The sequence below is a fragment of the Pseudomonas sp. TWR2-1-1 genome (assembly GCF_049897045.1).
Lineage (GTDB): Bacteria > Pseudomonadota > Gammaproteobacteria > Pseudomonadales > Pseudomonadaceae > Aquipseudomonas > Aquipseudomonas versuta.
Genome location: NZ_JAFCVM010000001.1, coordinates 332,230 through 354,621, shown reverse-complemented (window position 1 = coordinate 354,621; position 22,392 = coordinate 332,230). Strand labels below are relative to the sequence as shown.

19 protein-coding genes are annotated in these 22,392 nt (G+C 57.6%); 11 read left to right on the top strand and 8 right to left on the bottom strand.

Annotation, left to right across the window (positions count from 1 at the left end):
- Positions 1-51: 51 nt before the first annotated feature.
- Positions 52-294, bottom strand: a complete 243-nt coding sequence (locus ACP7BO_RS01710; protein ID WP_426208305.1) for a hypothetical protein — start codon at positions 292-294, stop codon at positions 52-54.
- Positions 295-666: 372 nt separating this feature from the next.
- On the opposite strand from ACP7BO_RS01710, the gene mqo reads away from it, so the two are divergent.
- Positions 667-2,175 carry a malate dehydrogenase (quinone) gene (gene mqo, locus ACP7BO_RS01705; RefSeq protein WP_397455765.1) on the top strand — a complete coding sequence of 503 codons (1,509 nt, stop codon included), beginning with the start codon at positions 667-669 and terminating at the stop codon, positions 2,173-2,175.
- A 111-nt stretch (positions 2,176-2,286) separates the two neighbouring features.
- Here mqo and ACP7BO_RS01700 read toward each other — a convergent pair whose 3' ends face one another.
- The 5 genes from ACP7BO_RS01700 to ACP7BO_RS01680 all read right to left on the bottom strand — a co-directional run bounded on the left by ACP7BO_RS01700 (position 2,287) and on the right by ACP7BO_RS01680 (position 6,871).
- Complete coding sequence (locus tag ACP7BO_RS01700; protein ID WP_060690719.1) at positions 2,287-2,574, bottom strand: PA4642 family protein; 288 nt, start codon at positions 2,572-2,574, stop codon at positions 2,287-2,289.
- Positions 2,575-2,625: 51 nt separating this feature from the next.
- Positions 2,626-3,120 (bottom strand): hypothetical protein, encoded by a 495-nt coding sequence (locus ACP7BO_RS01695; protein ID WP_397455764.1) that lies wholly within the window; start codon positions 3,118-3,120, stop codon positions 2,626-2,628.
- A 79-nt stretch (positions 3,121-3,199) separates the two neighbouring features.
- The gene (locus ACP7BO_RS01690; RefSeq protein WP_397455763.1) at positions 3,200-4,915 is read right to left on the bottom strand and encodes an ABC transporter ATP-binding protein/permease; all 1,716 of its coding nucleotides are present in this window, start codon (positions 4,913-4,915) and stop codon (positions 3,200-3,202) included.
- Positions 4,916-5,055: 140 nt separating this feature from the next.
- Positions 5,056-5,616 (bottom strand): response regulator transcription factor, encoded by a 561-nt coding sequence (locus tag ACP7BO_RS01685; RefSeq protein WP_060690716.1) that lies wholly within the window; start codon positions 5,614-5,616, stop codon positions 5,056-5,058.
- The gene (locus ACP7BO_RS01680; protein ID WP_060690715.1) at positions 5,609-6,871 is read right to left on the bottom strand and encodes an ATP-binding protein; all 1,263 of its coding nucleotides are present in this window, start codon (positions 6,869-6,871) and stop codon (positions 5,609-5,611) included. The genes ACP7BO_RS01685 and ACP7BO_RS01680 overlap by 8 nt, the downstream gene beginning before the upstream one ends.
- Before the next feature lie 300 nt (positions 6,872-7,171).
- On the opposite strand from ACP7BO_RS01680, the gene ACP7BO_RS01675 reads away from it, so the two are divergent.
- The 9 genes from ACP7BO_RS01675 (at position 7,172) to ACP7BO_RS01635 (ending at position 19,000) form a co-directional block, all read left to right on the top strand.
- Positions 7,172-7,888, top strand: coding sequence for an SIMPL domain-containing protein (locus ACP7BO_RS01675; RefSeq protein WP_426208301.1), 717 nt, complete (start codon positions 7,172-7,174; stop codon positions 7,886-7,888).
- A 419-nt stretch (positions 7,889-8,307) separates the two neighbouring features.
- The gene (locus ACP7BO_RS01670; protein WP_397455761.1) at positions 8,308-9,933 is read left to right on the top strand and encodes an ABC transporter substrate-binding protein; all 1,626 of its coding nucleotides are present in this window, start codon (positions 8,308-8,310) and stop codon (positions 9,931-9,933) included.
- A gap of 295 nt (positions 9,934-10,228) precedes the next feature.
- The gene (locus ACP7BO_RS01665) at positions 10,229-11,827 is read left to right on the top strand and encodes an ABC transporter substrate-binding protein (protein ID WP_426208299.1); all 1,599 of its coding nucleotides are present in this window, start codon (positions 10,229-10,231) and stop codon (positions 11,825-11,827) included.
- 161 nt (positions 11,828-11,988) lie between these two features.
- Positions 11,989-13,356 (top strand): OprD family porin, encoded by a 1,368-nt coding sequence (locus tag ACP7BO_RS01660; protein WP_060690711.1) that lies wholly within the window; start codon positions 11,989-11,991, stop codon positions 13,354-13,356.
- 87 nt (positions 13,357-13,443) lie between these two features.
- Entirely contained in the window at positions 13,444-15,039 is a 1,596-nt protein-coding gene (locus tag ACP7BO_RS01655) for an ABC transporter substrate-binding protein (RefSeq protein ID WP_397455760.1), read from the top strand.
- 75 nt (positions 15,040-15,114) lie between these two features.
- Positions 15,115-16,125 (top strand): ABC transporter permease subunit, encoded by a 1,011-nt coding sequence (locus ACP7BO_RS01650; RefSeq protein WP_003443789.1) that lies wholly within the window; start codon positions 15,115-15,117, stop codon positions 16,123-16,125.
- Positions 16,126-16,135: 10 nt separating this feature from the next.
- The gene (locus ACP7BO_RS01645; protein WP_003443791.1) at positions 16,136-17,047 is read left to right on the top strand and encodes an ABC transporter permease subunit; all 912 of its coding nucleotides are present in this window, start codon (positions 16,136-16,138) and stop codon (positions 17,045-17,047) included.
- Between the two features lie 10 nt (positions 17,048-17,057).
- Positions 17,058-18,026, top strand: coding sequence for an ABC transporter ATP-binding protein (locus ACP7BO_RS01640; RefSeq protein WP_060690709.1), 969 nt, complete (start codon positions 17,058-17,060; stop codon positions 18,024-18,026).
- Positions 18,026-19,000 (top strand): peptide ABC transporter ATP-binding protein, encoded by a 975-nt coding sequence (locus ACP7BO_RS01635; protein WP_397455759.1) that lies wholly within the window; start codon positions 18,026-18,028, stop codon positions 18,998-19,000. The genes ACP7BO_RS01640 and ACP7BO_RS01635 overlap by 1 nt, the downstream gene beginning before the upstream one ends.
- Positions 19,001-19,219: 219 nt before the next feature.
- Here the strand turns inward: ACP7BO_RS01635 and ACP7BO_RS01630 are convergent, their stop codons facing one another.
- Both ACP7BO_RS01630 and ACP7BO_RS01625 read right to left on the bottom strand, forming a co-directional pair.
- Positions 19,220-19,513 (bottom strand): hypothetical protein, encoded by a 294-nt coding sequence (locus ACP7BO_RS01630; RefSeq protein ID WP_426208295.1) that lies wholly within the window; start codon positions 19,511-19,513, stop codon positions 19,220-19,222.
- A 217-nt stretch (positions 19,514-19,730) separates the two neighbouring features.
- Positions 19,731-21,314 carry a peptide chain release factor 3 gene (locus tag ACP7BO_RS01625; RefSeq protein WP_060690705.1) on the bottom strand — a complete coding sequence of 528 codons (1,584 nt, stop codon included), beginning with the start codon at positions 21,312-21,314 and terminating at the stop codon, positions 19,731-19,733.
- Between the two features lie 342 nt (positions 21,315-21,656).
- Here ACP7BO_RS01625 and ACP7BO_RS01620 point away from each other — a divergent pair, with 342 nt between their 5' ends.
- Positions 21,657-22,373: an ABC transporter permease gene (locus ACP7BO_RS01620; protein WP_029612199.1), complete on the top strand. Its 717-nt coding sequence runs from the start codon at positions 21,657-21,659 to the stop codon at positions 22,371-22,373.
- Positions 22,374-22,392 lie beyond the last annotated feature (19 nt).

The window sequence follows — 22,392 nt, the reverse complement described above, 5'->3', positions numbered from 1 at the left end:
TTATAAGGACGTCTCCTGATCGGGCCTCGCAGCACCGCTAATGCGCTTGTATTAGCTCCCCGGCACCGCCCACAGAGAGTCGCCCACACAGATCATGTGAAGCTGGCGAGCTTGCTGTTCTCTGCGTAAACCACCGCCTTCACCCGATCTGCCAGAGCTGCCATTGGCCGGCCACTGCTTTTTTCCCGTTATGCCGTTTGCGGCATGCCATTCACGGGTCAGATGCCAGGCTTGCGGCAGCCCTTTTTTGAGGTTCACGTCTTCAAAAGAGCGTGAAAAAAAAACGGGTTTCACAACTTCACAAGAGTGTGGCGAGCAAATGAAAAGTTTTGCGTCTGAACATGCACCATTAGCGTCTGAAACAGTCCCACCAAGCAGGACAGTCGCGAGCTACTGCGCACACGACTGAAAGCCTGTCCGCTTACGGATTTGGTTGCACAAACGGACGCTCTAGACCTTAAGTCGAATTGCCTCCCGGGTACTGAAATGCGTTCATATGAACCCTGAAGGCCCTGGTCGGAGCGTGCGCTGAAGCTGCAAGAAATTGCGAAGAATCGGACATGGCGATCCTGGCCATGAGTGACCCGAGGCCCTGACTCAAACATGCCTCGGAACACCTGGCAGCTATGCCGTCAATTTGGTGCCGTAGATTTTGGAGACGCGTTAATGGCGCATAACGAAGCAGTCGACGTAGTACTGGTTGGAGCGGGCATCATGAGTGCCACCCTCGCCGTACTGCTCAAAGAGCTCGACCCCGGCCTGAAGCTGGAAGTTGTTGAGCAGATGGACTCGGGTGCCGCGGAAAGTTCCAACCCGTGGAACAACGCAGGCACCGGTCACGCTGGCCTTTGTGAATTGAACTACACGCCCCAGGCGGCAGATGGTTCGATCGATATCAAAAAGGCTGTGCACATCAATGCCCAGTTCGAGGTATCGAAGCAGTTTTGGGCCTATCTGGCGCAAAAAGGGACCTTCGGCTCATGCAAGTCCTTTATTAGCCCGGTGCCTCACCTGAGCTATGTCGAAGGCGAAAAAGGCGTGTCCTTCCTGAAAAAACGTTTTGAAGTGCTGAGCAAGCACCATGCGTTTTCAGACATGGAATACACCGAAGACAAAGCCAAAATGGCCGAGTGGATGCCATTGATGATGCCGGGCCGCCCTGCGGACCAGGCCATTTCGGCGACCCGCGTGATGCACGGTACCGATGTCAACTTTGGTGCCCTGACCCAGCAACTGCTCAAACATTTGGGCAGCGCACCGGACACGCAGATCAAGTACAGCAAAAAAGTAACCGGCCTCAAGCGCAATGGCACTGGCTGGACGGTGAGCATCAAGGACATCAACAGCGGTAACACCCGCCACATCGATGCAAAATTCGTGTTCCTGGGCGCCGGTGGCGCGGCATTGCCGTTGCTGCAGGCTTCCGGCATCGAAGAGAGCAAAGGCTACGGCGGTTTCCCGGTAAGCGGGCAGTGGTTGCGTTGCGATAACCCGCAAGTGGTCAAGCTGCACCAGGCCAAGGTTTACAGCCAGGCTGCAGTGGGCTCGCCACCGATGTCAGTGCCGCACCTGGACACCCGCGTTGTCGATGGCAAAAAGTCGTTGCTGTTCGGACCTTATGCCGGCTTCACCACCAAGTTCCTCAAGCACGGCTCATTCCTTGACCTGCCGATGTCGATTCGTCTGGGCAACATCGGGCCAATGCTCGCTGTCGCACGCGACAACATGGACCTGACCAAATACTTGGTCAGCGAAGTGCGCCAGTCGATGGAACAACGCCTGGAGTCACTGCGCCGTTTCTACCCGCAGGCCAAGGCCGAAGACTGGCGTCTTGAGGTTGCCGGGCAACGGGTTCAGATCATCAAGAAAGACCCGAAAAAAGGCGGCGTGCTGCAGTTCGGCACCGAGCTGGTTGCAGCCCGGGATGGCTCGCTGGCCGCTCTGCTGGGCGCGTCTCCGGGTGCTTCGGTAACCGTATCGATCATGCTCGACCTGATCGAACGCTGCTTCGCACAAAAGGCCACTGGCGAATGGGCGACCAAGCTCAAGGAAATATTCCCGGCACGGGAAAGCGTCCTCGAAACCGACGCTCAGCTGTACCGCGAAATCAGTACCCGCAACTCCGAGTTGCTGGAACTGATTGAGCCGAACACGGCTGGCACCAGCATCGCGTAACGTCTGCGCCTGAAAAAAAGCCCGTCCCCCTTTTGGGGGGACGGGCTTTTTTGTGGCTCCAACAATGCCTGGCACTTGTAGTCGCTGCCGAGGTACGAGGCTGCGACTACATCAACCGCGTGCGTTGTCGATAAGCTCAATGTAATCGGCGGCGTGGCGCTGATCCTTGATGATGTCTACAAACGTCTGACCGTGCTCATCCTTGCCATCCAGGTCGTATCCGGCTTCCTTGAAGAAGGTCAGGAAACGCTCGAAATCGTCGATGCGCAGACCGCGATAGGCTTTGATCAGTTTGTGCAGCGAGGGCGAAGTGGCATCCACGGGCTCGAAGTCCAGGAACAATTTGATCTGCTCATCGCCGATCTCATCACCAATCAACTGTTTCTTATCTTTACGCATGTCCGACTCCAGCCTGCTGATACTTCACGGGGCCCGCAGTTTACCCAAGGCTCAACGCGCGCGCACGCTGCCGGTGTGCAAGTCGGCCCAAACATGGCCATTGGCGTACGTCAAAAACTGGCAGTAGACCGTGTCGTTACGCAGCAAATCCATCACCACCCGGTATTGGGACAGCGGATAAGTAAGGGTCAGCGTCCGGGATTTACTGTCAAACGTGGGCTTTTTCAGGCTTTTGCTTTCACCATCAAACGAAATCAGGACCTGGCGCACGGTGGCCCCCTGACTCATCGGCTTGCCTTTCAAACGCACCAATAAGGGCGAAGTCACCGGGATCGGCTGCTGATTGGACTGGCGCTGACTGCCCACCACCACGGAATACGAGGTCACCATCATCAACTGCTGTTGCTCGGGCTGCTCGGCACGCAGCTGAAGGTCATCGGCTGGCAGAAACTGGGCATGCAGAGGGGGAATAACGGCGGGGGCCGCAACCACGGGCAAGCTGGCCAGCATCAGGCTCAGCGCGGCACAGCGAAGAAAAAGACTCATGTCGGGCTCCAGAACGCGGGGAGCCGCACTTTAGCATGCTGGCGCAGCGGGAGACGCTCAGCGCCTCCCGGCCGACCCTCTAGCGGGCTATCAACTGCCCTTCCTGAATCCGCACATGCCGTGGATGGAACCGCGCCAGACTGCTGCGATGCCCCACGCTGACAATGCTCAGGCCCGGCAATTGATCGATCAGGGCTTGATACAGCATGGCTTCATCCTCCTCATCCATCGCCGAGGTCGATTCATCCATATAGAGCCATTGCGGGCGATACAGCAGCACCCGGGCAAAGGCCAGCCGCTGTTGCTCGCCCCCGGACAGCAGACGCTGCCAGTGATTGACCTCGTCCAGTTTGGGGATCAGATGCTCCAGGCGGCAGGTACGCAGCACTTGTTCATAACGCTCGGCCGGATAAGTATCGCCGGTCTGTGGATAACTCAGCGCGTCACGCAAAGTGCCTATCGGCAAGTAAGGTTTCTGCGGCAGAAACAGCGCACGCTCCTGCGGCAGGCGGATCACCCCGCTGCCTTGCGGCCAAAGCCCGCCCATTGCACGCAGCAAGGTACTTTTACCGCTGCCGGAACGACCGCTGAGCATCAATCGCTCACCCGGGGCCACTTGCAGGCTGGCGTCATGCAGCAAATGGCGGCCATCGGCCAGGTCCAGGCTCAGCTCGTCAATCTTCAAGGCTTGCCCCTGGGCCTGTAGATCAATTGCAGGCGGACGCTGCTCATTGTCGGTCATGGCCTGCCGGAAACTCAGCAGACGGTCACAGGTAGCGCGCCATGCCGCCAGGGTCACATAGGCGTCGATAAACCAGCTGAAATTCTCTTGCACGTTGCCGAAGGCCGAGTTGATTTGCATCAGCTCACCCAGCTCGATTTTCCCGGCGAAGTAGCGCGGTGCCGCAACGATAAATGGAAAGATAATGGCGATTTGCGAGTAGCCCGCGGTGAAGAACGTCAGGCGTTTTTGCACCTTCATCTGGGTCCAGAAATTCTGCCAGACTTTATTGAAACGGGTGCTCAGGCGCTCATGCTCGCTGGATTCGCCGTTGTACAGAGCAATACTCTCGGCGTTTTCACGTACCCGAACCATCGAGAAACGCAGGTCAGCCTCGAAGCGTTGTTGTTGGTTGTTCAGACCAATCAGGCGTCGACCGATCAAGTGCGCCAACCAGCTGCCGACGGCGGCATACAGCAGTGCACACCAGAACATGTAGCCGGGAATAGTGATGCCGAACACTTCGATGCTGCCGGAAACACCCCACAAAATAATCGAGAACGAAACCAGGCTGACCACTGTACGGATCAAACCCAACCCCAAGGTCAGAGTGCTGTCGGTGAACGAGTTGAGGTCTTCACTGATTCGTTGGTCAGGGTTGTCGGTGTAACCGCCCTGCTCCAGCTGATAATAATTTTTGTGCGCCAGCCAGCGCGCAAAATGCTGCTCGGTCAGCCAGCGGCGCCAGCGAATGGTCAACATCTGGGTCAGATACAGCCGGTATACCGCGCCGACAATCCCCACCGCGGCAATGATTCCGAAGTAGCCGATCAGGCTCCAGAACGCTGCGCCGTCCTTTTTTTCCAGCGCGTTATAGAAGTCCTTGTACCAGTGGTTGATCCACACTGAAATGCCCACGCTGACCAGCGACAAGGCAATCACCGCGATCAGCAACAGCCAGGCTTTGGCCCGCTCTTCACTGCGCCAGTAGGGTGTGATAAGGCCCCAGACCCGAGGTATGAAATCTCCACGCACAGCATCATTCACTACAGAAGCCTCAGCGTTCTGATTCATCGTTCAGCCTCGGTTGGAGTAAAGAGCACTCTGCAGACCGGTCAGGACAACCGGCCTGTAACGCTTTGACACGTCTTGATACAGGTTAGGGGCTGTAGCCGTTTCGTTGCAAGCCGCAACGCAATGGCTACAGCTCCTGTTCAGCGTCGCACCGGACGCTTCTGCAATTTGCGCTGCAACGTGCGTCGGTGCATGCCCAGAGCACGGGCCGTAGCGGAGATGTTGCCTTCATGCTCGCCCAGTACGCGCTGGATGTGTTCCCACTGCAAACGGTCAACCGACATCGGATTGTCTGGTACCAGGGTTTCGAGGTCGGCATGCTGGGAGAGCAAGGCTGCCAGAACGTCGTCAGCATCGGCCGGCTTGCAAAGATAGTTGCAGGCACCGCGCTTGATCGCTTCAACCGCGGTAGCGATGCTGGAGTAACCGGTGAGGATCACTACCCGCATTTCCGGATCGAGCTCAAGCAACTTGGGCAGCAATACCAGCCCGGAGTCACCCTCCATTTTCAGATCCAGCGCCGCATAATCAGGCAGGTCCTGCTGCGCCAGGATCAGTCCTTCTTCCGCGGAGCCTGCAGTGCTGACGCGAAAGCCGCGACGGGCCATAGCCCGTGCCATGACGCGGGTAAACGTAGCGTCGTCATCCACCAGCAACAAATGCGGCAGTTCTTCGCCTTCGACCTGAATTTCTTCACTCATTTTCGTTTCCTCGGGCGACACGCGGCAGGCGCAGCTCGGTGAGCGTGCCGCCATCCTCATGACTGTAGAGTTTTACCGAGCCGCCGGCGCGTGTAACGCTGGCTTTGCTCAAGAATAGGCCCAGGCCGAAGCCTTTGCCCTTGGTGGTAAAAAAAGGTTTGCCGATTTGCTCGGCGATGGCCAACGGTACACCCGGGCCGTGATCGCGAATACTGATAGTCAGATCCACGGCGTCCCAGTCCAGGCAAACCTCAAGCCCTTCGGGGCAGGCATCCGCTGCATTGTTTAACAGATTGAGCAGGGCCTGGGTCAGATCGGGAGGCGGTGCCAGACGCGGGACCGGAGCGTGCCCGAGGCATTGAAAACGATAGGTCGCCTCAGGGCGCATCAAGTGCCAGCGGTTCAACGCCTCGTTCAGCCAGTCGGTTACCTCCTGCTCTTCAATGGCCAGACGACGATTAGCCTCGGCGGCCCGGACCAACTGCTGCAAAGTCTCTTTACACAGTTTGACCTGGTCCTGCAGCACACTCAGGTCGTCCTGCAACTCGGGGTCCAGGTGGTCGCGGCGCATCTCTTTAAGCAACACACTCATGGTCGACAAAGGCGTACCCAGCTCATGGGCCGCACCGGCCGCCTGGGTGGCAACTGCAAGCAATTGCTGGTCGCGCAGGCCTTCTTCGCGGCGCAGGGCCCGCAGTTCTTCCTGACGACGCAGTTCATGGGCCATTTTCGTGGCAAAGAAAGTAATCACTGCCGCCGACAACGCAAAGCTCAGCCACATGCCGTAAATCTGCAGCTTTTCACGGAAGAAGGCCCCCGCATCCAGCGGATAGGACTGCATCATCAACAGGGTATACAGCGTCAGCGCAATGCCCGAAAGCACCACGGAAAAGCGCCAGGGCAGCGTCACCGCCGCAATCGTCAGAGGCACCAGATAGTACGAGACAAACGGGTTGGTCGACCCGCCCGAGAAATACAGCAATGCGCTGTGGATAAACAGGTCGCAGGCCAGCTGCAATGCGTATTCCAGCTCTGTCACCGGCCAAGTGGTACGCAGCCGGATAGCCGTGAACGCACACAGCAGCATGGAAAAACCGAGCGTGACACACAGCTGAAACCAGGGCAGCGGCAACAGATCGAACGCGTAGGCAATACCGACTGAACCTGCCTGGGCGGCCAGCACCAGAGTGCGGATAAGGGTAAGACGCCAGAGGTTCTGGCGTGTTGCTGACAATAACTGTACGGGGGCGAGCATGAGCTCTCCTGATGAGCGCTGCAGGCGGATCGCCGGGAGTATAACCAAGCAGGCGGCCTGACAGACAGAAGTGCGGCAATGGGCCACAGTGTATTTTTCAGAAATACGGCTAGCGGACCACTCACCCTGTAGGAGCCAGCTCTTCTCTGTTACGCAAAGGCTCGCGATCAAGCTCGCTGCCACAGGGGCAGGAAGATGTATTGAAAATGTAACTGGGCGAACTGATGGCCACTCTTTACAGTCTTATGGGTCTGACGCAGCTGACCCGCCAGGCCTGCGTTCCCCATCCAAGGAGCCTTTATGTCAACTTTCCAGCCCACTGCTGCCCTTTTGACCCTCAGCATCGGCGCACTAGCCAGCCTGCCGGCTCTGGCTGAAGACGTTCATTACAATCAGATCTCCTTACGCGCCGAGGCCAGCCAGGAAGTACCCCGCGACCTGATGATCGTGACGCTGTACACCGAGGCACAGAACACCGACTCGGCCAAGCTGGCCGCAGAAATCACCACTGCGATGAACACCGCCATTGGCCAGGCCAAGCAAGTCAAGGATGTGACATTGCGCCAGGGCAACCGTAACAGCTACCCCATCTACGACAATAAGACCCAGAAGATCACCGGCTGGCGCGAACGCGCTGAACTGCGCCTGGAAAGCACTGACTTTGCCGCACTGTCCAAGCTGACCGGCGACCTGATGCAAACCCTGAAAATGGGCAACATGCAGTTCACCGTCGCTAACGCCACTCGTAAATCCAGTGAAGATGCATTGCTCAAAGATGCCGTAAACGCATTCAAGGCACGCGCCCAACTGGCGACCGAGGCACTGGGCGGCAAGGGTTACAAGATCGTCCACCTGAACCTCAACACCAACGGCTACCCGCAACCCTTCATGCGCAGTGCAATGATGATGAAAGCGGGCGCCCCGGCGATGGATGCGGCGCCGACACCCGACGTCGAAGCCGGCACCAGCGAAGTCAGCATGAGCGCCGACGGTCTGATCGAAGTCCAGATGCAGTAAGCCGCCAACGCCCCACCCAAAGCCCTTGCAGCGCTCATGCCTCAAGGGCTTTTTTGTGTCTGGAGCAATGGCCCGCTGAAACATTCCAATGAAGATAAGGACATCGCCTACACACTCAATCGCCAGGAGCTGACATCTATTGCCCCCAAGAGTCTAGATAAGTAACACCCCGCCCCATATCAGTGCAGAGCGGTGTGCCGAATGTCGCATACATGTAACTAATTGAGTCGAACACCGGGACGCAAACGATCAAATGCGTCATAACTTATAGATTAGCGACATTCTTGTACGATCGTTCCACGTTTTGCCCGTTAGGCTGCCAACGCATATTGCATTGGGTATGGGCTGTGCATAAGTATCGCCGGGTCGGCCCATAAGGCCGCCCTCAAACCAAAAATGACAAAAATCATGAGGTCACCATGTTCAAACACGCGGTCATTCCGTTTTTAGTGGGCGCCAGCCTGCTGGCCAGTGCACCTTTTGCCCAGGCGGCGACCAATCTGGTGTTTTGCTCCGAAGGCAGCCCGGCCGGTTTTGACCCTGGCCAGTACACCACTGGTACTGACTTCGATGCATCGGCCGAAACGATCTACAACCGGCTGAGCCAGTTCGAACGTGGAGGTACCAACGTTGAGCCCGGCCTGGCAACCAGCTGGGACATTTCGCCGGACAACCTGACCTACACCTTCCATCTGCGCGACGGGGTCAAGTTTCACACCACCCCTTACTTCAAGCCGACTCGCGACTTTAATGCCGACGACGTGCTCTTCACCTTCAACCGCATGCTCGACAAAGACATGCCGTTCCGTAAGGCCTACCCGACCGAATTCCCTTATTTCACCGACATGGGCATGGATAAAAACATCGCCAAGGTGGAAAAAATCGATGACAAGACCGTCAAGTTCACCCTGAACACGGTCGATGCTGCGTTTATCCAGAACATGGCGATGCACTTTGCATCCATAGAGTCTGCCGAGTACGCCGACAAGCTGCTCAAGGAAGGCAAGCCTTCCGATATCAATCAAAAGCCGATCGGTACCGGGCCTTTTGTATTCAAGAGCTACCAGAAAGACTCCAACATCCGCTACACAGGGAACAAGGAATACTGGAAGCCTGAAGACGTCAAAATCGACAACCTGATCTTCGCCATCACCACTGACCCGTCAGTGCGCATCCAAAAACTGAAAAAGAACGAATGCCAGGTCACTATTTATCCGCGCCCGGCTGACCTCGCGGCACTCAAAGCCGACAAAGACCTACAGATGCCCGAAAAGCCGGGGTTCAACGTCGGCTATATCGCTTACAACGTCATGGACAAGATCAAGGGCAGCAACGAACCCAACCCGATGGCCCAGCTCAAGGTGCGACAAGCACTGGACATGGCGGTAAACAAACAGCAAATCATTGATTCGGTGTATCAGGGGGCGGGGCAATTGGCGGTTAACGCAATGCCGCCCACCCAGTGGTCTTATGACGACACGATAAAGGACGCGCCCTACAACCCTGAGAAAGCCAAAGAGCTGCTCAAGGAAGCAGGCATCAAGGAAGGCACCGAGATCACCCTTTGGGCCATGCCGGTTCAACGCCCCTACAACCCCAATGCCAAGCTGATGGCTGAAATGCTGCAGTCGGACTGGGGCAAGATCGGTATCAAGGCCAAGATCATGACCTACGAATGGGGCGAGTACATCAAGCGCTCCAAAGGCGGGGAAAACGGAGCAATGCTGATTGGCTGGAGCGGTGATAACGGTGACCCGGACAACTGGCTCGGCACGCTGTTTGGCTGCGATGCCATTGAAGGCAACAACTTCTCCAAGTGGTGCAATCCAGAGTTCGACAAGCTGATCAAGACTGCCAAGGCCACCACCGACGTGGCTGAACGCACCAAGCTGTACAAACAGGCGCAACACCTGCTCAAAGAGCAGGTGCCGATGACACCTATCGCACACTCGACGGTGTACCAACCGATGCGCAGTACTGTCCAGGACTTCAAAATCAGCCCCCTTGGCCTGACGTCCTTCTACGGCGTAGGCATCAGCAAGTAAAAGCACTGGCGAGTGCGGCCTGCACGGCGCACTCGCTTGTCTGCCAGGACGATGGAAATCCCCCTCATCTGAAAGCCACTGCGTACTGAAGCAGAGGCTATAGGACGTCGAGACGTTTCCTACAAGATTGTCAGGCCTGACGCATTTACGCCTGCACGCCGACGCCCTAACGTCGACGTACAGCGAGTCCATTGCCCAGGTTGCAGCTCTCTGGCTGAAGCTACCGAACCACTGAACCGTCCCGCCCAAGGCGCGCGTTCAGGGACCGAAAACAAGAAAAAGGATTGGGAACGCCATGCGCAACCCATTGGTTTTATCTGTGCTATTGAGTGCCGGCGTACTTGCCGGCAGCCCGCTTGCAAACGCCGCCAACAGCCTGGTGTTCTGCTCCGAAGGCAGCCCGGCCGGTTTTGACACCGCGCAGTACACCACCGCCACCGATAACGACGCGGCCGAACCCATATACAACCGTCTTGCCGAGTTTGAAAAAGGTGGTACCGCTGCCGGTCCGGCACTGGCCACCCGCTGGGACATTTCCGAAGACGGTCTGACCTACACCTTCCATCTGCGCGACGGCGTCAAGTTCCACACCACCAAATGGTTCACCCCGACCCGTGACTTCAATGCCGATGACGTGCTGTTCACCTTCAACCGCATGCTCAGCGCCGACCATCCATTTCGTAAGGCTTACCCGACCGAGTTCCCGTATTTCACCGGGATGAGCCTGGACAAGAACATCGCCAGCGTCGAGAAAACCGATCCAATGACCGTGGTCATGAAGCTCAACTCGGTGGATGCGGCATTCATTCAAAACCTGGCCATGAGCTTTGCCTCGATCCTGTCGGCCGAATACGCCGAGCAGTTGCTCAAGAGCGGCAAGCCCAGCGATATCAACCAGAAACCTGTCGGCACCGGGCCGTACGTGTTCCAGCGTTATCAAAAAGACTCGAACATCCGTTACGCCGCCAACAAGGATTACTGGAAACCGGACCAGGTCAAACTCGACAACCTGATTTTCTCGATCAACGTCGATGCTTCTGCGCGCATGCAAAAGCTGCGTAAAAACGAGTGTCAGGTTTCGCTGAGCCCCCGTCCTGCCGACATCGCCGGCCTCAAGGCCGACCCAAAATTGCAGGTTATTGAAAAGCCCGGTTTCAACCTCGGCTACATCGCCTACAACGTGCAACACAAACCTTTCGACCAGCTGCAAGTGCGTCAGGCGCTGGACATGGCGGTCAACAAGGACGCCATCCTCAAGGCGGTCTATCAGGGCGCAGGGCAAAAAGCGGTCAACGCCATGCCGCCGACCCAGTGGTCCTATGACGAGACCATCGTCGACGCGCCCTATAACCCCGAAAAAGCCAAAGAGCTTCTCAAGGCCGCCGGGGTCAAGGAAGGCACCGAAATCAGCCTGTGGGCCATGCCGGTCCAGCGTCCGTATAACCCGAACGCCAAACTCATGGCTGAAATGCTGCAGGCCGACTGGGGCAAGATCGGGTTCAAGGTCAAGATCGTCAGCTATGAATGGGGCGAGTACATCAAGCGCACCAAAAATGGCGAGCATGACATCAGCCTGATTGGCTGGACCGGCGACAACGGTGACCCGGACAACTGGCTCGGCACCCTGTACAGCTGCGATGCCATTGGCGGCAACAACTACTCCATGTGGTGCAACAAGGAGTACGACACCCTGGTCAAGAACGCCAAGATCGTCACCGATCGCGACCAGCGAACAGTGCTCTATAAACAAGCCCAGCAGTTGATCAAGCAACAGGTGCCCATGACTCCGATTGCGCACTCGACGGTCAACCAACCGCTCAGCGCCAAGGTCGAAGGTTTCAAGGTCAGCCCGTTTGGTCGCAACGCCTTCTCGGGCGTGAGTCTCAACGACTAGCAACTCCAATTCGCACACTCTCGGCAGGCCACCTCCTGTGGCCCGCCGAAGTGTTGCCAATCGTGCGTCATGCAAACGTTTGCAAGCTTCAAAATGAGCCAAAACAGCCGATTCAAAGAAAAAAGAACGGCAATAAAAAAAGAAACCAAGGAGCCTCAACCATGAAACTAACAAGCAGCGCATTGCTGGCCTTGTCCATCAGCAGCCTTACGGCGATGGCAAATGCCGAAGAGTTCATTGCGACCCAATTGAAATCAGGTGCCAGCGCTCAAAGCGAAACCAAAGGTTTCGTCGAAGAACAGACACTGGGCGGTACTACCCGCAACTGGTACGCCAACGAGCTCAAACGCCGTAGTGATCGCTTCACCTACAACGACCACGGCACACGGGAAACCACCCCGCGCCGGATCAACTGGGTGCAGGGCAGCATCCTCGACTACAAGTCGGGTTTCACTGAGGGCACCATCGGCTTCAGCACTCAGGTCGCCGCTTACAACGCCATCGCGCTGGATCGGGACGTCAAGGATATTGCCGGGCCAAACAACCGCACTTTGACCCGCAGCAATGGCGATGCGGTCGGCCAGTGGAGCAAGCTGGGCCTGGCCAACATCAGCGCACGCATCTCCAACACCACGCTGACCGCGGGTCGACAGAACTTCAGCAGCCCGACCATCGATGTGATCGGTAACCGTGCATTGCCTTCCAGCTTCCAGGGGGTGGCATTGCACAGTGAAGAGTTCAATAACCTGTCCTTCGACGCCGGCTCCTTCGATCGCGTATCTCCACGTACCGAACAAAGCCTGAGCAAATTTCGCAGTGAATACGGCGCAACCGGGGTAGAAACCGACCGCGCCAGCGTGGCCGGCCTTAACTACCAGCCGTTCAAAAATCTGAAAACCACGTTGTATGCCACCCATGTCGAAGACTTCTGGAACCAGTACTACTTCGGGGCCGTACACGACATCGGTGACAACGCAGTATTGGGACTGAACACCAACCTCAACTACTACAAGACCCTCGACACCGGCAGCAAAGCCCTGGGCAACATCAACAACGACGCTTACAGCCTGGCCTTCGCCCTGACCCACCAGGCACATACCCTTTCGTTGTCATTCCAGCAAATCGTCGGTGACGAGTACTTCGACTACCTGCATGAAACCAACGGCATCTACCTGGCCAACTCCTTGCTTTCGGACTTCAACGGCCCGAACGAGAAGTCGCTGCAACTGGCTTACAGCATCAATATGGCGCAGTACGGCATCCCGGGTCTGAAGTTCAATGCCTACCACGCTCGTGGCTGGGATATTGACGGCACGAACTACAAGGGCACCGCCTATGACGTCAAGAACATGAATGGCGAAACCCACTACGAGTACAGCGTTGGCACGTCCTATGCAGTCCAGAGCGGGCCACTCAAGGCCACTGCGATCCGCGCGTCGTATACCACTCACCGCGCCAGCAAAAACCAGTCTGACGGCAACATCAACGAGTTCCGCCTGGTCACAACCATTCCATTCAACATCCTTTAATCACCCGATTAAAAAATAAAGGCTGCGGCTGATCCTGACATCAGCCGTAGCCCTCAAGCTGGCTCAACCGATTGGAGAAGGGTTGCTATGAAAAAACGTCCACTACGCACCGCCCTTGCCGTGGCACTGCTCAGTACAGCGGTCAGCGTTTCGGCCAAAAACCTGGTGGTCTGCACCGAAGCCAGCCCTGAAGGGTTTGATATCGTTCAATACACCACAGCCGTGACAGCCGACGCCTCTGCCGAAACCGTGCTCAACCGCCTGGTAGACTTCGCCCCCGGAACCACCGATGTTGAACCGGCCCTGGCCGAACGCTGGGACATCAGCCCCGACGGGCTCGAGTACACCTTCTACCTGCGCCCTGGCGTGAAGTTTCACAGCACCGACTATTTCAAACCGACCCGCACCCTCAATGCCGATGATGTGCTCTGGAGCATTCAGCGCCAGCTGGACCCGAATCACCCGTGGCATAAACTTTCGCTGGTCGGCTACCCCTACTTTGAAAGCATGGGCTTTAAAGACCTGCTCAAAAGCGTCGAAAAAGTTGACGACATGACCGTCAAGATCACCCTCAACCACGCTGAATCGCCGTTTTTGCGCGACATTGCCATGCCGTTCAACTCGATCTACTCCGCCGAATACGCCGATCAGTTGCTCAAGGCCGGCAAGACCGCCGAGCTGAACAGCAAACCGATTGGTACCGGGCCGTTCATTTTCGTGCGCTACAACAAGGACGCACAGGTGCGCTTCAAGGCCAACCCGGATTACTTCCGCGGCAAGCCGCCCAGCGATGTACTGATCTTCGCCGTCACCACCGACAGCAACGTGCGCCTGCAGAAACTCAAGGCCAACGAGTGCCAGATCGCGCTTTACCCCAAGCCCGACGAGGTCAAGAACATCCGCAAGGACCCGAACCTCAAGGTGGATGAGCTGGCGGCACTCATGACCAGTTACATTGCCATGAACTCCAGTCACAAATACCTGAGCGATGTACGGGTACGCAAAGCCATAGACATGGCCTTCGACAAACAGACCTACCTCAACACCGTGCACGGTGAAGGCAACGCATTGATTGCCGTTAACCCCTACCCGCCGACCATGCTTGGCTTCAACAAGGACGTGCAAAACCCGCCCCGGGACCTGGACAAGGCCCGTGCACTGCTCAAGGAAGCCGGTGTTCCCGAAGGTACGGTACTCACCCTCTTCACTCGTAATGGCGGCGGTCCGACCAACCCCAACCCGATGCTCGGAGCCCAGCTGCTACAGTCCGACCTGCAGAAGATCGGGATCAAACTCGACATCCGGGTCATGGAATGGGGCGAAATGCTCAAGCGCGCAAAAAGTGGCGAACATGATCTGGTCTCCACCGGATGGGGCGGCGACAACGGTGATCCGGACAATTTCCTGACCCCGCTGCTCAGCTGCGAAGCGGCCAAAAACGGCGAGAACTACGCCCGCTGGTGCAGCAAGGACTTCGAAGATCTGATCACCCGGGCACGCAATATCACTGAACCCGCCGAGCGGGCTGCACTCTATGAGCAGGCACAGGTGATTTTCCATCAGGATCAACCCTGGATTAACGTGGTACACCCTATGCTCTTTGCCGCCATGCGCAAAAACGTCGAGGGCTACACCCTTAGCCCCCTGACCAACAACAACTTCGCCACCACCCAGGTGAAGTAGAACAATAAAACACCCGCCAGTGCTCACCCGGGCTCTGGCGGACCTGCCTAACCGGCTGATGAGGTACACCACACGATGTTTAGTTTTATTGCCCGCCGAGTGGGGTTGTTGATACCCACTTTCTTCGGCATCACCTTGCTGACCTTTGCCCTGATTCGCATGATCCCGGGCGATCCGGTCGAAGTCATGATGGGTGAACGTCGGGTTGACCCTGAGATGCACGCCCAGGCCATGGAACGCCTTGGCCTGAACAAACCGCTCTATGAGCAGTACTTTGACTACATCGGCAAGCTCGCCCACGGTGACCTGGGTGAGTCACTGAGAACCCGTGAAAGCGTATGGACCGAGTTCTCGGCGCTGTTCCCTGCCACCCTTGAACTGTCGATGGCCGCGCTGTTGTTCGCCGGCATCCTCGGGCTTCTGGCGGGGGTCATTGCAGCACTCAAGCGAGGCTCGCTGTTTGACCACGGAGTGATGGGCATCTCCCTGGCGGGATATTCGATGCCGATCTTCTGGTGGGGCCTGATCCTGATCATGTTCTTCTCGGTAACCCTGGGCTGGACCCCGGTTTCCGGGCGCATCGACTTGCTGTACGACATTGAGCCCAGAACCGGCTTCATGCTGATCGACACCTTGCTCAGCGACGAGCCAGAAGCCTTCTGGGACGCGCTGCACCACATGATTCTGCCGGCCATTGTGCTCGGCACCATTCCATTGGCCGTGATCGCCCGAATGACCCGCTCATCCATGCTCGAAGTGCTGCGCGAAGATTACATCCGTACCGCCCGCGCCAAAGGCCTGTCGCCTGCTCGCGTGGTGTTCGTGCACGGCCTGCGCAATGCGCTGATCCCGGTACTGACCGTCGTGGGCCTGCAAGTCGGCACCCTGCTGGCCGGCGCTGTACTGACCGAAACCATCTTCTCCTGGCCCGGCATCGGCAAGTGGCTGATCGAAGCCATTGGCGCCCGGGACTATCCCGTGGTGCAAAACGGCATCCTGTTAATCGCCTGCCTGGTGATTCTGGTCAACTTCGTAGTGGACATCCTCTACGGCTTTGCCAACCCACGCATTCGCCACCAGCGCTGAGATCCTGACCATGAGCACATCTACCAACGCTACCGAAGTGGATCAAAGCCTGCTTTATCCCTCGCCTTACAAAGAGTTCTGGCACGCCTTTTCCAGGAACAAGGGGGCCGTTGCCGGCCTGATGTTCATGTGCCTGATTGTGTTTTGCGCCCTGTTTGCCCCGTGGGTCGCACCCCATAACCCGAGCGAACAATACCGCGACTTCCTGCTGACCCCGCCGGTGTGGCTAGAAGGCGGTCAATGGCAGTTTCTGCTGGGCACCGACGAACTGGGCCGTGACCTGCTGTCACGCCTGATCGAAGGTTCGCGGCTGTCGCTGCTGATCGGCTTGTCCTCGGTGGTCATTTCCCTGATCCCCGGTGTGATTCTGGGCCTGTTTGCCGGATTCTTCCCGCGCATCCTCGGCCCGGGCATCATGCGCCTGATGGACATCATGCTGGCCCTGCCGTCTTTGCTGCTGGCAGTGGCGATCGTCGCCATCCTTGGCCCTGGCCTGATCAATACCGTCATCGCCATTGCCGTGGTTTCGTTGCCCTCCTATGTGCGTCTGACCCGTGCTGCTGTGATGGGCGAACTGAACCGCGACTACGTGACCGCTGCCCGCCTGGCCGGTGCCAGCTTGCCGCGCCTGATGTTCGTCACTGTTTTGCCCAACTGCATGGCCCCCTTGATCGTTCAGGCCACCCTGAGCTTTTCCTCGGCGATTCTCGACGCTGCGGCACTGGGCTTCCTGGGGTTGGGCGTACAACCGCCAACACCTGAATGGGGCACCATGCTGGCCTCGGCCCGGGACTATATCGAACGCGCCTGGTGGGTCGTCAGCCTGCCTGGTTTGACCATTTTGCTCAGCGTGCTGGCAATCAACTTGATGGGCGACGGTCTGCGCGATGCGCTGGACCCGAAACTCAAGAATGCCGCCTGAGGAGATTCGCATGTCACTTTTAGAAATCAAGAATCTCAATGTCCGTTTTGGCGACGCCAAGGCTGTTCCCGTGGTCGACGGTTTGAGCCTGTCTGTGGATAAAGGCGAAGTCCTGGCCATAGTCGGCGAATCAGGTTCCGGTAAATCCGTGACCATGATGGCGCTGATGGGCCTGATCGAGCACCCCGGCATCGTCACCGCCGACGCGCTGAACTTCGACGGTAAAAACATGCTGACCCTGAGCCCCCGTCAGCGTCGCCAAATCGTCGGCAAGGACATGGCCATGGTCTTCCAGGACCCGATGACCGCGCTCAACCCCAGCTACACCGTGGGCTTCCAGATCGAAGAAGTCCTGCGCCTGCACCTGAAGATGTCGAAAAAAGAGGCGCGTAAACGCGCTATCGAGCTGCTGGAAAAGGTCGAAATCCCCGGCGCTGCCAGCCGCATGGAAGCCTACCCGCACCAACTGTCGGGCGGTATGAGCCAGCGCGTAGCCATCGCCATGGCGATTGCCGGCGAACCGAAACTGCTGATCGCCGATGAGCCGACCACCGCGCTGGACGTGACTATTCAAGCCCAGATCATGGATTTGCTGCTTAATCTGCAACGCGAACAGAACATGGGCTTGGTACTGATTACCCACGACCTGGCGGTAGTGGCCGAAACTGCGCAACGCGTGTGCGTGATGTATGCAGGCCAGGCAGTCGAAGTCGGCAACGTGCCGGGTCTGTTTGACGTGCCGGCGCACCCTTACAGCGAAGCCCTGCTGGCTGCGATCCCGGAGCACAGCATGGGTGCTGCCCGCCTGGCGACCTTGCCCGGTATCGTCCCGGGGCGTTACGACCGCCCGCAAGGCTGCCTGCTGTCGCCGCGTTGCCCGTATGTGCAAGACACTTGCCGCCAGCAACGTCCCGCGCTGGAGCCCAGGGCTCACAGCCAGGTGCGCTGCTTCTTCCCCTTGAACCAGGAGGTGGCGTAATGACTGTCGTTCTTACCGCCCGTGACCTTACCCGTCACTACGAAGTGTCCCGTGGCATGTTCAAAGGCCACGCCCTGGTGCGCGCACTCAACGGCGTATCGTTTGAACTGGAAGCGGGTAAAACCCTAGCTGTGGTTGGCGAGTCGGGCTGCGGCAAGTCCACCCTGGCGCGCGCACTGACCCTGATTGAAGAGCCGTCTTCAGGCTCATTGAAAATCGCCGGTCAGGAAGTCACCGGGGCCAACAAGGCTGAACGCAAGCAATTGCGTAAAGACGTACAGATGGTGTTCCAGAGCCCTTACGCCTCGCTCAACCCACGGCAAAAAGTCGGTGACCAGTTGGCCGAGCCGTTACTGATCAACACCACCCTGAGCGCCGGCGAACGCCGAGATAAAGTGCAGGCGATGATGAAGCAAGTGGGGTTGCGCCCTGAGCACTACCATCGCTACCCGCACATGTTCTCGGGCGGCCAGCGCCAGCGGATCGCGCTTGCGCGCGCCATGATGCTGCAACCCAAAGTGCTGGTGGCCGACGAACCGACCTCTGCGCTCGACGTCTCGATTCAGGCGCAGGTACTCAACCTGTTCATGGATTTGCAGCAGGAGTTCAACACCGCCTACGTGTTTATCTCGCACAACCTGGCCGTGGTAAGGCATGTCGCCGATCAGGTATTGGTGATGTATCTCGGTCGACCGGTAGAAATGGGGCCCAAGGAAGAGATCTACACTCGCCCGTTGCACCCCTACACCCAGGCGCTGCTGTCGGCCACCCCGACCATCCACCCGGACCCGAACAAGCCGAAAATCAAAATCGTCGGTGAACTGCCCAACCCGCTGAACCCGCCTTCAGGCTGCGCCTTCCACAAGCGCTGCCCCTATGCGACCGAGCTGTGCAGCACTGAAGAACCTGCCCTGCGCCTGCTGGACAACCGCCAGGTTGCCTGCCATCACGCCGAGCAGTTCTTGAGCGTTTAACACCGGCCAACAACCTGTGGGAGCCGGGGCAACCTTATCGCTGGCAAGCCAGCTCCCACGGGCTATGTAACATCCAACACATAACCCTGTAGGAGCGAGCTTGCTCGCGAGCTTCTCAAGTATGCAGCGCTCGATAAAAAGCTCGCGAGCAAGCTCGCTCCTACATCATGTCACCGCGTCGCCGGGACGGGGTGCAGGGACAAAGCCAGATTCTGACTGTCAGGTCTGGCTATCCCCATCGTCGCCTTCATCACCGTTATCGCCGTTGCCATCGCCATCTGCGCCGCCGTCGCCGTCCGTTTGATCATCATCCCCCGAACTACCACCCTGCCCCTGATCACCAGGCTCCGAATCTGACTTGTAGATGGCATGCACCACCGGGCCAGCAACGCCCGTGGCTGAAACCCCTGCTCCCGGAAGCGTCAGTGGATTGCTTGCCCAAGCGGCTGAAGCACTCACCGTCAGCAAGACCAATACTTTGAGCAACAACACTATGCGTTGAAAAAGTCTCATTGCGAACTCCACTTTGTCGTAGGAAAGACACGATTTAAAACTAGTTCGCCTGCGTCGTTTTTTCCCTGAATCCTTTGGCCGACAATAGACTCATTTGGACTAATGCCTGCCGAAAACCCCTTTGGTTTTGGCGTAGCTGGCGCAGCGGTTACAGGGTTTTCGGGCAAAAAAAAGCGAAACCCTAAGGCTTCGCTTTTTTTACCAGAGCCCTGAGGCCTTAGTGATGTTCACGCGTGGCGCGGAATTTCACATCTGGCCAACGCTCTTCCATCAGTGCCAGGTTAACCCGGGTCGGGGCCAGGTAAGTCAAGTGACCACCGCCGTCAATTGCCAGGTTTTCCACAGCCTTGATCTTGAACTCTTCAAGCTTCTTCTTATCGTCGCAATCAATCCAGCGCGCCGAGTACACGGTGATCGGCTCGTAGGAGCATTCCACCTTGTATTCGCCTTTGAGGCGGCTGGCGACCACGTCGAACTGAAGCACACCAACGGCGCCCAGAATGATGTCGTTGCTGCGCTCCGGGAAGAACACCTGGGTGGCGCCTTCTTCGGCCAGTTGCTGCAAACCCTGACGCAATTGCTTGGACTTGAGCGGATCGCGCAGACGTACGCGACGGAACAGCTCCGGGGCGAAGTGCGGAATACCGGTAAAGCTCAGGCCTTCACCTTCGGTGAAGGTATCGCCGATCTGGATCGTACCGTGGTTGTGCAGACCGATGATGTCGCCTGCATAGGCCTCTTCCAGCTGCTCGCGCTCAGAGGAGAAGAACGTCAGGGCGTCACCGATGCGGATGTCTTTGCCGGTGCGCACGTGGCGCATTTTCATGCCCTTCTCGTATTTGCCCGAGCAAATACGCATAAAGGCGATACGGTCACGGTGTTTAGGGTCCATGTTCGCCTGGATCTTGAACACGAAGCCGCTGAATTTCTCTTCAGTCGGTTCAACCGTGCGCTCGTTGGCAACCCGGGGCAGCGGCTCTGGCGCCCAGTTGACCACGGCGTCGAGCACGTGATCGACACCAAAGTTGCCCAATGCCGTACCGAAGAACACAGGTGTCAACTGGCCATCGAGAAACTCCTGCTGGTTGAATTCATGGCAGGCGCCCTGGACCAGTTCCAGCTGATCGACAAAGCGCTGGTACTCGTCACCCAGGTGCGCGCGCGCTTCATCGGAATCGAGCTTCTCGATGATTTTGACTTCAGTGCGCTCATGGCCATGACCGGCGGTGTACACAATGATGTAGTCATCGGCCAGGTGGTAAACACCCTTGAAATCGCGGTAGCAACCAATCGGCCAGGTGATCGGCGCGGCCTTGATCTTGAGGACGGCTTCAATCTCGTCCAGCAATTCGATCGGGTCACGGATATCGCGGTCGAGTTTGTTGATAAAGCTGACAATTGGGGTGTCACGCAGGCGACAAACGTCCATCAGCGCGATGGTCCGTGGCTCAACACCCTTACCGCCATCGAGCACCATCAAGGCCGAGTCGACCGCGGTCAGAGTGCGGTAGGTATCTTCCGAGAAGTCTTCGTGGCCCGGGGTGTCGAGCAGGTTGATCATGTGGTCGCGATACGGGAACTGCATGACCGACGTGGTAATCGAAATACCCCGTTGCTTCTCCATTTCCATCCAGTCGGAGGTGGCATGGCGGTCGGACTTTCGCGATTTCACCGTACCGGCGATCGCAATCGCCTTACCCATCAGCAACAGCTTTTCGGTGATGGTGGTCTTACCCGCATCGGGGTGGGAAATAATAGCGAAAGTGCGGCGTTTCGCGACTTCGGCGGCCTGGTTGGTCATGGGAAATCGCCTGACGATTGATTCAAAAAAGGGCGCGGATTATAGCTCAAATTAGGCCCATGCAGCCACCGTTGGTGCCATGGCTCGTCGGACAAGGGTGGCAATCTGCCGTAAAAAATGTGAACCTTTTAGGCAGTGGAGGCGTCCACTCTCCTGATACGACAAACCGTCAGGTGCTGAAATATCAGCAAGTTAGCCTGACGAGGCTGCGCTAATGACAGGTGATGGCGGCGCATTTTCGCCCCCCACCCGTTGCTCTTCGCGAACTCATCGTCGGCAGCCAGGAATGGCATTGCCACACGACCATGTGTTCGCCGACCAAGAAAAAAAAGGAGTCCGCCTGTGGCTAATCGCTATGGAAAAGGGCTTATAGGAGGTGTGATTGTTCTCGCACTTCTGGCCCTGTTGGTCCACTGGATCGGCATCAGCACTATCGAACACTATCAAGATGATCTGTTGTTCTACCTGCAAGCCCATCTGTACCTCGTACTCGTTTCAATGTTTGCCGCCCTCCTTGTAGGGATCCCCGCGGGCATTTTCCTCAGCCGACCAAGCATGGCCGGACGTGCGGAACGCTTCATGCAAGTCTTCAACATCGGCAACACCGTGCCACCGCTGGCCGTACTGGCCATTGCGCTTGGTTTTCTGGGGATCGGCAGCGGTCCTGCCATCTTCGCCCTGTTTCTCGCCTCGTTGCTGCCTATTGTGCGCAACACCTATGAAGGCCTGAAAAACGTTCAGGGTTCACTCAAAGAAGCCGCCGTCGGCATCGGCATGACCCCGCGCCAAGTACTCTGGCGGGTCGAAATGCCCAACGCCGTGCCCATCATCATGGGTGGCGTGCGGGTCGCACTGGCGATCAACGTCGGCACCGCCCCCCTGGCGTTCCTGATCGGCGCCAACAGCCTGGGCAGCCTGATTTTCCCTGGCATCGCCCTCAACAATCAGCCGCAACTCATCCTCGGCGCAGCCTGTACCGCGCTGCTGGCATTGCTGCTCGACGGCCTGGTGATCTTCATCAGCCGCCGCTGGCTGGAACGCGGTCTACGACCTGCATAAGGTCTGGCTGAGCAAAGGA